The sequence below is a fragment of the Stieleria marina genome (genome assembly GCA_007741555.1).
Taxonomy (GTDB): Bacteria; Planctomycetota; Planctomycetia; order Pirellulales; family Pirellulaceae; genus K23-9.
In genome coordinates this window covers 4906800-4922596 of record CP036526.1, presented here as the reverse complement: position 1 = coordinate 4922596, position 15797 = coordinate 4906800, and the positions used below count along the sequence as shown (strand labels likewise).

Genomic DNA, 15797 nt, shown 5'->3' with positions numbered 1-15797 from the left:
TGATTCGGTGTCGGAAGGTTTTTCGTCAGATGGCTGCTGAGCATTGTAACCACCTTTTGCATGCCTATTTGTGGGAACAGTAACTTGGCTGCCGACGAAATCCTGGATGATCCATCCTCCGAACTTGGTTTGCAAAACTCGCCTGGTTTGCAGAGCACGCCGAAGCCGCACCCCGAGCTGGATCGGTTGCTGGATGAATTGCAGCAACCCAGCCGGCAGCTCCGCATCAAGTTTTTCTTAACCGGGGTCGTTTTTCCAGTCAGCTGCTTTGTCAGTTCTTGGATGGGCTTGAACGCAAGCGTGGATACGGCGTGGCAATCGGGCCGATTGGAACATTTTCTGCCGCTGGTGCTTTCCTGGCCGTGTTTTGCCCCGGTGTTACCACTGGTGGGATTCAGCATGGCGGCGTTGACGGCGTCGGTAGTTCGTCCGCTTTCGGCCAATCGACGTTGGATTCGCATGGGGTTGTACGGCGGCGTCGTAATGGCGGTATCGTTTCTGATCGCCGTCATTTTTGCGTCGGCTGTTTTTACGGTCATCGCAGCCGCTAGTGTGGCTCCGATTCTGGCCTTGATCGTTTACTGCATTTTCAAAAGTGGGCAGTGGGCCAAGCGTTTCACGATCATGCACTTGCTGGTGCTGACGTCGGTGGTCGCCATCGTGATTGCGGCTTGTGCGTCGATGGAATTGCTGACTGGCTGGGGAGATCTGCAAGACATCCCGCTGGGGATCGGTTTTTGGATCGTCGCGGCTAGCCCCACCTTGACGTGCCTGACTTACATTCGGGCCAGTGTAACGGCAGCACGAATCGCCGATGCAAAATCCGATCGGTCAATGTCGTTTCGCAGTGGAACTGGCATCATGATTGTTGTCGCGTGGTTGCTGGCATGGATTGCGAGCTGGAAACTGGCGGTCGATTTGATGTTGATCGAATATGCGAAGCTGCCTACGGCCCAGCCCAACTGTTACGTCAGTAGCGCCGCTGCATACGGTCATCGCAAATGGGTCGGTTCGCAGCAAAGTCCTAGCGGCCTGGTCAATCAACAGATGCGAGAACTAAAGTTCATTGAATTTGCGCTCGTTGCCGCTGCACCGGGTGCTCACTCGATCCTTCGACGTGCGTACAACTTCGGTGGTCCCAAATTGGCGTCTGTCTGTCGGTCGAACGTTTGGTTTGCCGACCTGACGTTTCTTGCGCTCAAACCGCTCGAATTCATGGCGAAGACACTGCGGCAGGTTTGCGGGATATCGCGTTTTAAAATCGACCAACTCTATCGGTAGTCATTGTCACAATGAATCAAATTCCTAAACGAACGCTCGGACGCACCGGCCTGTCCGTCACTCAACTCGGCTACGGCAGCATGGGACTGCGAGGCCCCAAGACGTGGGGCGTTCGAGTTGTCGATGACGAAGCGTCTGCACAGGTTCTGAATGCCGTTTTGGATGCCGGCATCAATTTTATCGACACGTCGCCTGATTATGGGATCGCCGAGCAGCGTATTGGTGACGCAATTAGTTCGCGACGCGACGAGTATTACTTGGCGACCAAGTGCGGCTGTGTTTACACGCAGCACGACGACCACTTGGAGATCGACCATGTGTGGGATGCCGACGTGATCGAGCGAAATTTGGAAACCAGCCTGACACGTTTGCAAACCGATTCGATTGATCTGTTGCAGTTCCATGGTGGCGATGCCGTTACTTTGCAGCAGGCCGGGTTGATTGACCTGCTGCGTGGTTTTCGTGACAAAGGGCTGATTCGTTTCTTGGGCGTCTCCAGCAAGTTGCCTCACTTGGCGGGGCTGATCGAGTTGGATGTGTTTGATACCTATCAGGTCCCTTACTCGTGTTTGGCAAACGAACACGGCAAGTGGATCACGACGGCGGGCGAGCAAGGTGCGGGGGTGATTGTCCGCGGCGGCATCGCGCACGGTGGTCCCGATGCCGAAATCGATCGACCGGCGCTGCGTGATGTCTGGACGCAGGCAAAGCTGGACGAAATCTTGCCCGGCGATATGTCGCGATCTGAGCTGATCCTGCGTCACACCCTTTCACAACCGTATTGCCACACGACGATCGTCGGAACTTGCAACCTGGAGCACCTGGCTGAGAATGTTCGGGCTACGATTGCTGGCCCCTTGCCCGATGATTTTGTCGCCGAAATAGATCGTCGCGTAAAGGGTGTCGGTTGAGTTTCCGTGCAGTTCGCGGCGATGATCTTGTCCGGTTGTGATTAGTCGGGCTGGCGGTAATCCGGCGCGTCGTCGTCCCAGTCGATGGTCTCAAAAACGGCAGTCAGTTTGTTGCCGCGACCAGTATGAATGCTCGCGACATGCGCGATGCGCCCTCGCAGATGCTCGCGAAAATTTGGATGCTCCGTGCGGTTTTGGCTTCTGGGACCCCGTTTCGCGCAGTTATGAAGGATTGCTTTTAGGGTTTCGTAGGCTTGGCGGGAGACGTTTAGCTTTTCGTTAACGGTCATCCCCAAAACTCTTTGACGATTGCCGCGCCGCATCAGACGTGTTTTGCGAAAGTTCATCTTGAAGCCTTCTTCCATCGCGATCACGGCCACGCTGGTTGCGAATCGCTTGGCAAACGCAACGCTGGGCGAATCAAAGCTGAACACCAGGTCGTCGGCGTAGCGGGTGTAGTTTGCGCCGGCCGCGGTCGCTAGCCCATCCAATCGGCGGTCCATGCGAAAGGCAATCGCATTGGCAATCGCAGGTGAAGTCGGAGTGCCTTGGGGGAGGCGCGATGGCAGCTCTGGTAAAGCCGATCTAGTGCTGGTTCGGGCCGAGTTACTGAGAGGCGTAATGCATGGTGGCGAGGTGTCTAAGGGTGCCGTCTCTGACGGCGCTGTGCAAAGCATTGCCAGTGTCGATGCGACCTTGGAGCTGTAGCCGGCATAGGCGAACAGCGATCGCACACGCCCGAAATGAATGCTGCCAAAAAAGTCCTGCAAGTCCAAACGCAACACGGATGCTTTGCCAACGTGGCGCGCGGCAGAATCGTGGATACTGTGGCCGCGGCGAAAACCCATCGCTGCATCATGGAGCGGCACGTGGGGCAAGAGGTCGGCCGCGATGATACGCTGCGTGCGTTTCAAAATGGGAGACGGTGATTCAATCCAACGCAACGTTCCGTCTCGTTTGGGGATCGCTCGTCGGCGATAGTGGTTGACGTCGGTACGCCGCCGCCGATGTGGCAACGTCAACCACTGAAGAACTTGCGACGAACCGAGCAACAAAAATTTGGCCAGCTGAACTTCGTCGTCTACCGCTGGCACCCGCCAACGATAGGCGTGCTCAGACTTCTCGATGGAATCGACGATCGATTTGCAGATCGAAATGGTTTGCTTTTTGCGAAAGTAACGGATCAGAAGTTCGTTTCGTAGCAACCATCGGCTCAGCGGTTGCTGCGTCGACAAGCGATTTTCGCGGTGTGCCTGCGACAGTTGGGTTGCAAGCTGTTTTTCAAGTGAATGTTGTGATCCGAACAAACCTTGGGTCAGTCGTAGGACTTGGGCAGGCGTTTCTAGCCAGCGGTGATTGAGGCGGGCGATCAGAATTCGAACCAGGCGCGCGCGGCCGATATCGATCCTGGTTTCGCGACGCGCTGTCATTGCGAGAGATCCATTGGACGCGCGGTGATCGATACAGAGATTGAAATCGGAACCGCGCCGCGCCAACTCGTCCACGTCCTGCGCGAGCTTCCCTGCGTCGGCAGACGCAGCCAAGCTCGCGTGGTCAACTTGCTAAGTAAGGCAACTACCACGAGGTAACCTCGCGGCAAATGGCAGTCGTATCAATCGATCCGGCTACCAATCAACTTGGTCCACCGGCGCGATCCCGAACACAGTGGAATATTGAGCAACCGACGGCAGAAGTCAAATCGGTGGGCTGTTGGAAACGAACCAAAGAGGCGAGTTGGATCGATATGGGCGCATAAAAAAACGCCCCGCAGTTTTTGGTGCGGGGCGTTTTGGATCAAATTGGATTCGTTAGCGAATTACTCGCGAGGACGAATCGCACCGGTCAGACCGCTGTAGTCGACACGGTCGGTGTTGTGCCACAAAGGCTGTCCCAGCTCGACGCGTTTGCGAAGAACTTCGATTTTCTCGGAGCTACCAGCGGGAGCGTCGGTCGCCGAAAAGCCGTTTTCTACATTTGGTACAAAGTCTTCATCGTGGCCATAACGCAGAATGGCTTCAAAAACGTTTTTGCACTGACTCATCTAGTTTTCCATTTCGTGCCTGCAAAGCACTTGTCGATTTGGCTAGCGAATTCCTCTCGCCATGCCGAAGTCTTTTATTTGTTGCGGAACCATCCACTCGTCCGCCGAACTCGTCACGGATGGATTATTAGCGTTTTGATAAGAGAGTCAAGAAAATTGTGTTCACAATTTGACGATCCAGGGTACGGACAGCCGCAGTCGCCCCGCGTAGAGAAGCGTTGACGATCAGTCCCAAATTGGTGCCAAACGCGCACGGAAAAAGACTCGATTCCGACAAAATTTCTCAAGGGAAGAATCACTCACCTTCACCCGCCGATTTGGATGGTCGATCCACACGCAGTGCTCGACGGGTGGGATGGGGCGCGTCCTTCCCCCACGGCAGATGCGAAGTTCTGAATAAGTGGTTGCCGATTGCTATCGCCGCAAATGGGCTAGGATTTCCAGTCAAACAAAATGTGCGAAAATATTTTCGCTAGTCCCCTTTTAGTAGACATCGAGACATTTCCTATGTGGATTCAACGTCAGCTGCGACTCTCAGCGGTCCGCCGCGGATTTCATTTGATCACCCAAGACATCGTCGGTGAGCTGCCGGAATTGGCTCAGGTGCGAGTCGGAATACTGCACGTCTTTATCCAGCACACGAGCGCTTCGCTGACAATCAACGAAAACGCCGACCCGGACGTGCGAGTCGATTTCGAGACGGCGATGAACCACGCGGTTCCGGAGGACCTTGCCTATATTCACACACTGGAAGGTCCCGATGACATGCCGGCTCACGTCAAAGCGTCGATGATGGGGGCCAGTGTCACGATCCCGGTGGGCGACGGACGGTTGCAATTGGGGACTTGGCAGGGAATCTATCTGTGCGAACATCGCGATCGCGGCGGCAGCCGCAACGTCGTCATCACGCTCAACGGCAAGTCGATCTAGAGCGGCTGTTCTTCCAATCACGTCCAACTATTAAAAAACGATCATGGCTCACAAAATCCTTGCCGGCTTCGCCATCTCCAATGCGTCCCTGTTTCGGCGGCTGGGCGTTCCGCTGGGCGATCCGGCTGCTTGGTTAGAAATTGACGACGAAAAGATTGCTTTGGTCCGCGATTTGGAAATGGATCGCGTTCGGTCGAAAAGCCAAGCCGATTCGGTCACTTGTCCCGCCCGGCACGAGCCTATGAGTGGCCTGAGTGCGGATCGCGAAACCGCGACGGCTCAAGCCGCCGCAGAATTGTTTCGCAGCCGAGACGTCTCCTTGGTCGTTGCCGATCGTACTTTGCCCTACATTTTCGCGTGGCACCTGCAGCAGGCCGGCATCACGGTGCAGTACGACGATGAGCTTGGCGTGCTGGATCGTCGTACTAAGAGCGAACAAGAGATCGAGTACTTGGCGAAAGCACAGGCGATCACCGAAGACGTCATGAAACTGATGTGCGAGACGATCGCTGGTGCCAATGTTACTGGTTCGGGCCAACTTCAAATCGGCGGCCAGCCACTGACCAGCGAACGCATCAAAGCGATGGCCGCGATCGAATTTTTGAATCGCGGTTGTACGACGGGGCACGGCGCGATCGTTGCGACCGCGCCGCATGTTGCCGATTGCCATCACAGCGGCGAGGGTGTTTTGAAAACCAGCGTGCCTGTCATTGTCGATTTGTTTCCGCGTGACGAATCGACTCGCTACTGGGGTGACTGCACGCGAACGGTCGTTCACGGCGAACCGTCGGACGTCGTCAAAGCCATGCACGCCGCCGTCGTGGCCGCAAAGGCTGCTTCGACCGCCGCGCTGACTGCGGGCAACTTGGCCGGTGACATTCACAAAGCCGGCGAAGATGTTCTGATCGAAGCTGGCTATCCGGTGTCGCGCGGCGAGCTAACCGATCAGCCCAGCATTCAGCACGGTACCGGTCATGGAATCGGACTGGACTTGCACGAACCCATCTTGCTGGACCACGGCGGAGGCAAGGTCTTGGCAGGCGAAGTCTTCACCGTCGAACCAGGCCTGTACGGTCGCAAGGTCGGCGGCGTCCGCATCGAAGACATGTTGGTCGTCACGGACGGCGAAGCAAGAAATATCAATCAACTGCACGACGGACTCGACTGGACAACCTAACATCCGGTCGACGCTGGTACGCGCACCGATTCGTTTGCAAGGTGCGGGTAGCAATAAGCGGGCGGCAATAAGCGAGTGGCAAAGTGCAAGCGGGCTGCGGAATGTGCCTACCACTTTGGCGGCGGTCTAGAACAGCATGGCTTCGACTGCGAAGTCGTCTTCTGCATCGTCAGCAAATGCCGAATCAATCTGATTGGCCGTGAGCGATTGTGAGCCGGGGGCTGGAGATGGATTTCGACGAGCGTAGGAATCGCTTAGCCAGTTCAGCACCTCCAGGACGTCGGCGGGAGTCATCGTGCCATCGCCGTTCACATCGCCGTTCACATCGGCGCGAAGTGTTTGCCGGGCAGCGGATTCGCCATTTGCATTTTGATTGGCGAGCATGTCCAGCACCTGCAGTGCATCCGCTGGCGTGACCAACCCGTCGCCGCTGACATCCATCGAAGCCTGTTGAGTCGCGAATGCCGCACTCGGTCCAAGGTCCTGAACGCTTGCCACGGAGTTATTAAAGAAGGTCGCGTTCGCGTCTATTTCGTTGCCCAAGCCAGCGTCGGCTGTGATTTGCACGCCGATTTCGTTGTTGGCAATGACACCTCCGATACTGTTGTCGCCAGCTCCGTCACGAAAGCGTGCACCGATTTGCATTCCAAAGTCCGCCGTTTGATAGACGTCGGTGCCAACACTATTCGCGGCAAACGTATTCTCAAACGCATTGTCACCCGCGACATCAAATCCGATGCGCGAGCCACCGACTGTGTTTTGGGTGATGTAATTGTTGTTGGATCTTATCGAAGCGGCATAGGCACCGTTCGGGACGACTAGGCCTTCGCGAGTGACCCCAATTTGGTTGTAACTAATTCCATTTCCGGAACTATCCGTCCCGGACACGATGACCCCGGGGCCTTGGTTGCCGGCGATCGTGTTGTACTGGACTGAGTTGCCGGATGATTGGCTGGCGATAATGACACCGGCTCCTTGATTCGCGACTGGTTTGGTGGAGTCGCTAGACATGCCAATCCCGTTTGACGAGATCAGATTGTTGTCCGCGTTGGATTTGATCGCGATTCCGCTGCGATTGTTTCCGCTGACAACGTTTGCCGCGTTCACGCCGATCGAATTGAAATCGCCGCCATTGATTTGGATGCCATGTCCTCCATTGGCGATGGCGTAGTCGCCGGCAATGTCCGTGCCGACAAGGTTCCGGTTGATGCGATTGAAATCCGCTGAATCGGATCCCAGATTGATGCCGTGCAGGGCATTGCCTGAAATCACATTACCGTGGGATGCGTCCGCGGCGTTTCCGCCGATCACATTGCTGACGCTGTAGACATTAATTCCATGCCCGCCATTTCCAATTGCTAACGCACCTGAGATGTCAGTGCCGATTTTGTTCGCTGCGATTTGTGTATCGTTGGCCTCGGTTTGCAGCAGAATCCCTGATCCGTCATTACCTGAAATGACATTGCCGCCGTCGTCGTCGCCGATAATGTTGAATCCGCTATAGACAGCGACGCCACTGCCGCCGTTTCCAATTGCAGTGTCGCCCGTGGCCGATGTGCCGATCAGGTTATCGCGCAGCACATTGAAATTCGTTTGGCTGCCGGACAGGATCACGCCCGATCCGCCATTGCCGCTGATTACGTTGCCGGAGAGTGTGTTGTCGGAAGAACCGTAAAGTGCGACGCCGGCCCCGGCGTTTCCAAGGTCCGTTTCGCCGTCCGGTGAGAGGCCGATCAAGTTGTTTAGTATCTGGTTCTCGCTGGTGTCGGCGCCTGAGATAATCATTCCCGATCGATCATTGCCGCTGATGACATTGCCGGAGACCGTCGATTTGGAGCCACCATCAATTCTGAGCCCGTAGCGATTCGGGGCAGCGGCCGCGTCGGGCGATAGTCCCAGATAGTTGCCTGATACCTCGCTGCGGTCCCCGGCAGAGATATGAATGCCTGATTGGAAACCCGACACGGACAATCCTTTGACGGTGATGCGATCACTGGCCAATTCCAGTCCGGCATCGATGCGGCTGGTGGCGACGAGCTGCACCACTGGCGAACCGTCAAAGCCTGATTGAGTCGTCCCATCGATCACCACGGATTCGGTGATCGCAGGCAATGCCGATGAAACTTCGATGACCGGCGGGCTAGCGATGGGGAGATCGAAATCAATTTGATCGATGCCAAACTCGGGGTTAAGTGACGCGTTAGCTTCTTGAATCGCAGCCCGCAGGCTTGTGAAACCAAACGAATCCTCAGCAACGCCGTCGCCCAAGTTGGCATCGGGGGTGTCTGCGGTGGTGTTGACCGTAAATGAACGATGGAGTTCGGGGCGAACGATGAAGTCACCCCGCAAGAATGCATCGTCGCCAATCAAAATCAGTTCCGCTGGCACGGGGCCTTCATACCCAAATGCCGAAAACGACTCACGGTAATTGTCGTACGCATCGTCCAGCAGGAATGTCACGTCGGTGGCAGGAGCAATCGCAACAAACTGAGCGCTAAAGAGAGCGTTGGTCTCAGCGGCAGGATCGATGTAATTGAATCCAACACCTCCGAAGTAATCAATCGACTCTTCGGCGGTCGTGGAGAAAGAACCCTTTCGAAAAGATCGTATAGAATAAAACGGGCGATGAAAAGTTGCGTAGCGGACAAATGACTCCGGGTTGATCCGCGTTTTGTCACCGTCAAGATAGGGTGGGAGCGAGTCGACCAAGGTCGTTGCCGGGTCGTCGACGTTCACCGCTGAAACATCAAACGTCAGGTCGGGGACGTCGACGAATTCATATTGTTCGCCGGTGAAATTAATCTCAATGTCGGCGCGAAAGCCGAAGTCGGTACGGAAGATCACCTCGACGTTTCCTTCGCCGTACCCAAAATCCTGTTCGATGAGGTTCTTCAACTCGTTCGCACTGCGAGTCAGTGAGAATGAAACGGGAGCGTAACCAGGGGCGCCGATAACGATTTGGCCAGGATCGTCTACCACCAAATTCTTAAAACTGACCACCTGAGAATCGTAGAGCACCGGGCGAATCGCCGATGCGTCGCTGATGATGGTGTCGATGTATGCCGTAAAGAGACCTCCGCCTTCTTCGCGAAGGTCTCGGTGTCCAAAGTCAAGCGAGAAGCGATCGCCTACGAAGACGCTAAAGTCTGGCGACGTGGGGTCGTCGCGCAGCGAAACTCCCTCTTGCGATGCATCGAGAGTGAGTTCGATGATTTCGCCCGCCAACAAATTGCGTTTTTCCAGCCGTTCAACTCGGCTTCGTCGTGGCCGCCTGTTGCGGCGGGGCGAGGGAGTTGGGCGGTTCGGCAGCGAGAAAAACATGACGACGTCAGACGCAAGGGAGGCCAGCAGCAGCTAAATTCACTAAGAATACTGCCGTCGATCATGGTTCGACCCACCGCAACACGCAAGGTTTGCTGTGGTGTGGATCGGTTCACCGCAACCGGTGGCTCTGCGAAAACTGTTTCTTCGCCGCGAAACACGTGTTTCGCAGGGAGCGATAGGAAGCACACCGAAGCTACCAGAGTCGATTTTTCTGGCCGCTCACATCCGTGGCCGCAATTCAGACGCCGAAAGGTCTATTGCGGAGCCACGCCTGGTACCAGCGTTGCGAAAATCATGGTGAAGATCAGCGCGGCGATGCCCATGACGGTGCTCATCAATGGAATGGTTTTCAGGCCTTCGGTTTCCGTCATGCCGCTCATTCGGGTCATGATCCAAAATCCGCTGTCGGTCATCCAGGAGATCGGTTTGCTGCCGGCTCCGATCGCCATGCACAGATACACGCGGTGAAACGGCAAGCCTTGTGCGTCGGCAAGTCCAATCAAGACGCCTGCCGACGTGATCATCGCGACGGTTGCGCTTCCTTGGACCGTTCGGATCGCTGCGGTGACGGCAAAGGCGACCGGCAGCAGCCAAATCGCGGGCACGTCTTTGACCATTTCGGTGACCGCCCCCGCGATACCGGCTTGTCGCAGCATGGCTCCGAACGCGCCTCCCGCGGCAGTGATCAAAATAATGTTGCCCGCCGAAGCCAGCGAGCGCGTGACGAGTGATTTGCGTTTTTCAGTTTGGCAGTACCGTGTCAAAGTCAGTGCAAACACGACTCCCAATGAGATCGCGATATTCTTGTCGCCCAACAACCCAAAAGCTCGTGTCAAGGTGTTGGCTTCGATCGATCCCGATTTGATCGCGTAGGACAACATGGACGCCACCGTGATCAGTACGACAGGAATCAGGATCGGGATCAGCGATTCGATCAGCGACGGACGCGGTGTAGAATCGTCGATCATGGATTCCGGTTCCGCCGACTCACTGTCAGCGCCCGATCGCAATGGGACGTCGACAAAACGGTTGATCAGTCGGGCGGTTAACAGTGCGACGATGCTTCCGCAGCCGCCAATGGCAAAACCGGCCAGCAGCATGACTCCCAAGTCGACGTTAAATTCTTTGGCAACCAACAACGGTCCAGGCGTGGGCGGGATCAACGAATGCGCCAGTGATCCGCCGGCAAAGATCGCCAGGATGAACAGCACGTAATCCTTGCCCACGCGTTCGCGTAGCGAACGAGCGAGCGGGATCATCAGGTAAAAAACCGTGTCAAAGAAAACGGGAATCGAAAGCACGAATGCGCTGGCCGCCAGCGCTTCGGGGGCTCGCCGCGGGCCGACCACTTTCAACATTCGGTCAACAATCTGTCTGGCTGCTCCGGATTCCAACAGGCACTGACCGATGATGCTGGCCATTGCGATCAGAATGCCTATTTTGCCAACGGTTTCTCCAAAAGCCGTAGTGAGACGAGCGGGCGCGCTGGATGTGACAAATTTTTCGGCTTGCGTGGATGACAGATTGTCGCGACTGACTTCGGCGTTAGCGAAATCTTGCAGCGATGCGGTGCTGGTTAATGCGGCGACCAACAACCCAGCCAGCAGCAACGTCAAAAAAGCATGCAGCCGGAAAACCAAGATCGACACCAAAACCAGTGCGACCGAGAGCGCGACGATCCACCACACGTCCATAGACCATTCTCTCCCAAGGTTTGGCAAATAAGGAAAACTGTCATTTCGATCTGACCAGCCGACCTATGCGATCACGTCGGCGAGTCGTACATTAACAGAGTTCACCAGCGGCGTGGTTCACCAGCGAGGTTCACCACCAACGATTGACCGCGGCGCGGTGATCCCCGGACGGCACTGATCCGCCGACGTGGGACCTACCAGTTTGCCCTGGCGAAATAATGCTCCAGACGCAATGGTCGATCCCCCGGCGAATCGACGTCGTCCATGGCCGTCTTGCAACGCGTCCCAACGAGCACAGCGAAAACCGTGACTGACAACACCCCCGAGACATCGTTTTTTCTGCGTAACGAATTCTTGATTCGACGCGTGCATTCGCTCTTGGGCATCGTCCCGTTGGGCCTTTACATGGTCGTTCACCTGACGACCAACGCCAGTTTCTTAACCGGCACCGAAACGTTTCAGCGGGCCGTGTACTTGATCCATTCCCCGGGCGAACTGTTGCCCGTGATCGAATGGGCGCTGATTTTTGCGCCCTTGGTGTTTCATGCCGCGATCGGAATTTGGATTTCCAAGACGGGTCGCGATAATTCGCAACAGTACAAATTCACCAGCAACCGCCGCTACATGCTGCAGCGTGTGACAGGCGTGGTCGCGTTGGTGTTCCTGTTCTTTCATATCTTGCATTTGCACGGTTGGTTTCACGCAGAGTTTTGGATCGATGGCGTCCGCGCACTCGGTTTCGCTAACTTCCGTCCTTACAATGCAGGCAGCACACTGGCGATGGCGATGAATGGATACATCTGGCCCACGTTTTATCTGATCGGTGTTTTGAGCTGCGTGTATCACTTGGCGAATGGTCTGTGGACTGCCGGAATCACCTGGGGGCTATGGATTTCTCCTGCTGGCCAGGGACGAGCTTCAAAAATATGCGTGGCATTCGGTGCGATTCTTGCGGTTATTAGCCTGACGGCTTGGTGGGCTGCGGTGGCGCCGGGCGACAAAGACATTGCCGAGATGAAGAAGGTCGAAGACCGCATGCACAAAGTGGCTTTGGAAGCCGGTTTCATCGCGGACATGCCCGAAAAACAATGGGTGATTGAATCCGAAGGCGAATCCAATAGCAGCGACGCGAAAGCAGACGATTCGGCGAAGTCCGACGATGATGGCGGAGAGAAAGAAGCAGAGAACTTGGAATTGTCGTCCCCCGATGGCTCCGGTCTCTAAGCACGCCGATGGCGGCCATTGAGGTCGTTGCGGCAGAGTTTTACAGAACATTCGATTTACGTTCACAAGCGGTTTGAGTTATGCCAGAACAACGTGTCATTGTCGTCGGTGGCGGACTTGCGGGACTCGCGTCTGCGATGAAATTGTCCGAACTGGGTGTGAAGGTCGACTTGTTCAGCCTGACGCCGGTCAAGCGTTCGCACAGTGTTTGTGCCCAAGGCGGTATCAACAGTTGCAACGATCAGACACGGCAGTTGGGCGATGACGAGTGGAAACACTTTGACGATACCGTCTACGGCGGCGACTTTCTGAACCACCAGCCGCCCGTCAAAGAGATGGCGTTCTGGGCACCCAAGATCATCGAACTGATGGACCGGTTGGGCGTGCCGTTCAACCGCACGGGCGAAGGTTTCATTGACCGACGTCGATTCGGTGGCACGCTGTACAAACGAACGGCATTTGCCGGTGCCACGACTGGCCAGCAGCTACTCTATGCACTGGACGAACAAGTTCGCCGTCAAGAAGCCGCGGGCAACATTCGCAAGTTTGAATTTTGGGATTTCTTGGGACCGATCCAAGACGAAACCGGTCGCTGCCGCGGTATCGTGGCGCAAGACATGGTGTCGATGGAGATCAAATCATTTGCCGCAGACGCGGTTGTCGTCGGCACGGGAGGCTGCGGGTTGGTTTACGGTCGCAGCACGATGAGCGTGTTTTGTACCGGTAGTGCAGCGAGCCGCTGTTTTCAGGCCGGAGCTAAATACGCGAACGGCGAATTTATCCAAGTTCACCCGACGGCCATTCCGGGCAGTGACAAACTGCGATTGATGAGCGAATCGGCTCGTGGCGAAGGTGGCCGAGTTTGGGTGCCACGAAAACCACACGATGCTCGAATGCCAAAAGACATTCCAGCAGGCGAACGTTATTACTTCCTGGAAGAACGGTATCCCGAATACGGAAACCTGGTGCCGCGTGACATCGCGACTCGCGAAATCTTTGACATCTGTGTCAACGATGGATTGAGTATCGACGAAGAACGCATGAGCGTTTACTTGGATCTGACGCACATTCCCAAGGCCGAGCTGGACCGCAAATTGGGCGGCATCTTGGAGATTTACGAAAAATTCCAAGGCGTCGATCCTCGCATCGAACCCATGCGGATTTTCCCAGCGGTTCACTACAGCATGGGCGGTTTGTGGGCCGACTACCAAAAGAGCGCCGATGGCGGTCTGGAAATGGGAGCTCCTCAGAACCACATGACCAACATCGAAGGTCTCTACGCGATCGGCGAATGCGATTACCACTACCACGGTGCAAACCGACTGGGTGCCAATTCGCTGTTGTCGTGCATCTTCACCGGGCTGTTCACCGGCCCGTCGATCGTCGCGTACATGGCCAATCAGGTCAGCGGTGCGGGCGATGTCACCGAAGCGATGAAATCGGCGGCGCAAAAGAAACAACAAGAGCGTCACGACCATCTGCTGTCCAACAACTCGGGCGGCGACGAGAATCCATATCTGATTCACCAAGAACTCGGCGACATCATGACTCGTGTCGCGACCGTGGTGCGACGCAACGATCAGCTGTCCGAAGCGATCGGCAAAGTCGACGATTTGCACAAGCGATCCATGAACGTCAGCCTGGCGGATACCGGCAACTGGTCCAACCAGAACGTGATCTTCGCCAAATCGCTGCAAGATATGTTCCCGATCGCCAAGTGCATCTTGAAAGGTGCGTTGCAGCGTGACGAATGCCGTGGGGCACACTTTAAACCAGACTTCCAGAAACCTTCGTTGACCGCCGAAGACCCCGGCGAACGCCGTCGGCAAGCCGAAGTGTGGTTGGACGAATTTGACAAGAACAACGAAAAATACCTCAAGAGCACGGTCGCCGATTGGAACGACGGTTCACAGTCGCCGGACTTGACTTACGAAGACGTCGACACCGGATCGATCAAGCCTCGCCCACGCCTGTATGGTTTGGTCGGAGCCGACATCATCGAAGATGTCTTTGCGGAACGAACCCGTGAAGAAGATGCCCCTGCAACGGTTTGATACGGTCCGCTTCGCCGCAAGGCATTGGACGACACAATGCTGGGTGATTCGTGATTCCCAGATGCGTATGCGTTGCGACTGATCGCGACCGCATGATTGACACAGATTTTGATACCACAACCATTTAGGATCGACGGATGATCGCCTTCGACGCCTCGCAGAAACGACCCGAGTTCATCAAAGTTCGCATTCGTCGCCAAGACGGTCCGGGTGAAAAACCATACTGGGAACTTCACCAGATCACGTACGAACCGGAGTTGAACGTGATCAGCGTTCTGCAACGGATCGCTTCGCAGGCTACCAATAGCGATGGCAAGAAGGTCGCTCCGGTGACTTGGGATTGTGGCTGTTTGGAAGAAGTTTGTGGTTCGTGCACGATGCAGATCAACGGCCGCGTCCGCCAAAGCTGCAGTGCATTGGTTGATCGTTTGTTGGAAGACAACGAAGACGAATTGGTTTTGGAACCAATGAGCAAGTTTCCAGTGATTCGTGACTTGATGGTCGATCGCCAGCGATTGTTCCGCGCTCTTGAGCGAGTCAAAGCGTGGGTTCCCGTCGACAGTTACTACAACTTGGGCCCTGGCGAGCGTCAGCTTCGTGACACACAGGAACAAAACTATCCGCTCAGCCAATGCATGAGTTGTGGCTGCTGCGTCGATGCCTGTCCGCAGTACAAGAAGATCGAACTGAAGAAAGAAGCGGGCGAGACGGACGAAGCGTTCGAGGCACGCAAGGAAGCCGCTTACGACGAATCATTCGTCGGACCACACGCGATCTCGCAAGCGATGTTGTTCAATAATCATCCGACCGGCAAAGCATTGGCTGGCGAGCGATTGGAAGCTCTGACCGGTCCTGGTGGCATCCAAGCTTGTGGAAACGCTCAGAACTGTGTCGCGGTTTGTCCGAAGGAAATCCCGCTGACGACATCAATTGGCCGCGCTGGCCGCGCCGCGACGATGTACAAGATCAAGAAGTTCTTTGATAAGTAATCCGGCGCAAGGTTGTCGCGTATTGGTGCAAGCCACAAGCTAGAACTGGTTAGATGTCGGCCAGTTCTTCTTCAGCCGCTGGCGCTAGCCACGGGCACTCCCAAGCACACTCTCGCTGAACACGCTCTGGCCGATCGCCACGACCGACGGCCGTTGCCCTAGTTCCCAACGA

At 55.7% G+C, this 15797-nt stretch carries 11 protein-coding genes; 7 read left to right on the top strand and 4 right to left on the bottom strand.

What is annotated here, in order from left to right:
* The first annotated feature begins 84 nt into the window (after positions 1-84).
* Entirely contained in the window at positions 85-1281 is a 1197-nt protein-coding gene (locus K239x_RS17375) for a hypothetical protein (protein ID WP_419189090.1), read from the top strand.
* An 11-nt stretch (positions 1282-1292) separates the two neighbouring features.
* Positions 1293-2192 (top strand): aldo/keto reductase, encoded by a 900-nt coding sequence (locus K239x_RS17370; protein ID WP_145419490.1) that lies wholly within the window; start codon positions 1293-1295, stop codon positions 2190-2192.
* A 41-nt stretch (positions 2193-2233) separates the two neighbouring features.
* Here K239x_RS17370 and K239x_RS17365 read toward each other — a convergent pair whose 3' ends face one another.
* Together K239x_RS17365 and K239x_RS17360 are read right to left on the bottom strand one after the other, a co-directional pair.
* Entirely contained in the window at positions 2234-3622 is a 1389-nt protein-coding gene (locus tag K239x_RS17365) for a reverse transcriptase family protein (protein ID WP_145419489.1), read from the bottom strand.
* 386 nt (positions 3623-4008) lie between these two features.
* Positions 4009-4233, bottom strand: a complete 225-nt coding sequence (locus K239x_RS17360) for a hypothetical protein (protein ID WP_145419488.1) — start codon at positions 4231-4233, stop codon at positions 4009-4011.
* Between the two features lie 507 nt (positions 4234-4740).
* Here K239x_RS17360 and K239x_RS17355 point away from each other — a divergent pair.
* Complete coding sequence (locus tag K239x_RS17355) at positions 4741-5163, top strand: secondary thiamine-phosphate synthase enzyme YjbQ (RefSeq protein ID WP_145419487.1); 423 nt, start codon at positions 4741-4743, stop codon at positions 5161-5163.
* Between the two features lie 43 nt (positions 5164-5206).
* Positions 5207-6340, top strand: coding sequence for a M24 family metallopeptidase (locus tag K239x_RS17350; protein WP_145419486.1), 1134 nt, complete (start codon positions 5207-5209; stop codon positions 6338-6340).
* Positions 6341-6466: 126 nt separating this feature from the next.
* Here the strand turns inward: K239x_RS17350 and K239x_RS17345 are convergent, their stop codons facing one another.
* Positions 6467-9565, bottom strand: coding sequence for a right-handed parallel beta-helix repeat-containing protein (locus K239x_RS17345; protein ID WP_419189089.1), 3099 nt, complete (start codon positions 9563-9565; stop codon positions 6467-6469).
* A gap of 353 nt (positions 9566-9918) precedes the next feature.
* Complete coding sequence (locus tag K239x_RS17340; protein ID WP_145419484.1) at positions 9919-11358, bottom strand: GntP family permease; 1440 nt, start codon at positions 11356-11358, stop codon at positions 9919-9921.
* Positions 11359-11664: 306 nt separating this feature from the next.
* Between K239x_RS17340 and K239x_RS17335 the strand changes: the two genes are divergently transcribed.
* The 3 genes from K239x_RS17335 to sdhB all read left to right on the top strand — a co-directional run bounded on the left by K239x_RS17335 (position 11665) and on the right by sdhB (position 15625).
* Positions 11665-12582: a succinate dehydrogenase cytochrome b558 subunit gene (locus K239x_RS17335; RefSeq protein WP_145419483.1), complete on the top strand. Its 918-nt coding sequence runs from the start codon at positions 11665-11667 to the stop codon at positions 12580-12582.
* Positions 12583-12662: 80 nt separating this feature from the next.
* Positions 12663-14636 carry a succinate dehydrogenase flavoprotein subunit gene (gene sdhA, locus K239x_RS17330; protein ID WP_145419482.1) on the top strand — a complete coding sequence of 658 codons (1974 nt, stop codon included), beginning with the start codon at positions 12663-12665 and terminating at the stop codon, positions 14634-14636.
* Positions 14637-14773: 137 nt separating this feature from the next.
* Positions 14774-15625, top strand: coding sequence for a succinate dehydrogenase iron-sulfur subunit (sdhB, locus tag K239x_RS17325; protein ID WP_145419481.1), 852 nt, complete (start codon positions 14774-14776; stop codon positions 15623-15625).
* The last annotated feature ends 172 nt before the right edge of the window (positions 15626-15797 follow it).

What these genes read in the sequence shown, in the direction of transcription:
- K239x_RS17370 (WP_145419490.1), top strand. Translation starts at nt 1,293, where the DNA reads ATGAATCAAATTCCTAAACGAACGCTCGGACGCACCGGCCTGTCCGTC.
- K239x_RS17365 (WP_145419489.1), bottom strand. Translation starts at nt 3,622, where the DNA reads ATGACAGCGCGTCGCGAAACCAGGATCGATATCGGCCGCGCGCGCCTG.
- K239x_RS17360 (WP_145419488.1), bottom strand. Translation starts at nt 4,233, where the DNA reads ATGAGTCAGTGCAAAAACGTTTTTGAAGCCATTCTGCGTTATGGCCAC.
- K239x_RS17355 (WP_145419487.1), top strand. Translation starts at nt 4,741, where the DNA reads ATGTGGATTCAACGTCAGCTGCGACTCTCAGCGGTCCGCCGCGGATTT.
- K239x_RS17350 (WP_145419486.1), top strand. Translation starts at nt 5,207, where the DNA reads ATGGCTCACAAAATCCTTGCCGGCTTCGCCATCTCCAATGCGTCCCTG.
- K239x_RS17340 (WP_145419484.1), bottom strand. Translation starts at nt 11,358, where the DNA reads ATGGACGTGTGGTGGATCGTCGCGCTCTCGGTCGCACTGGTTTTGGTG.
- sdhA (WP_145419482.1), top strand. Translation starts at nt 12,663, where the DNA reads ATGCCAGAACAACGTGTCATTGTCGTCGGTGGCGGACTTGCGGGACTC.
- sdhB (WP_145419481.1), top strand. Translation starts at nt 14,774, where the DNA reads ATGATCGCCTTCGACGCCTCGCAGAAACGACCCGAGTTCATCAAAGTT.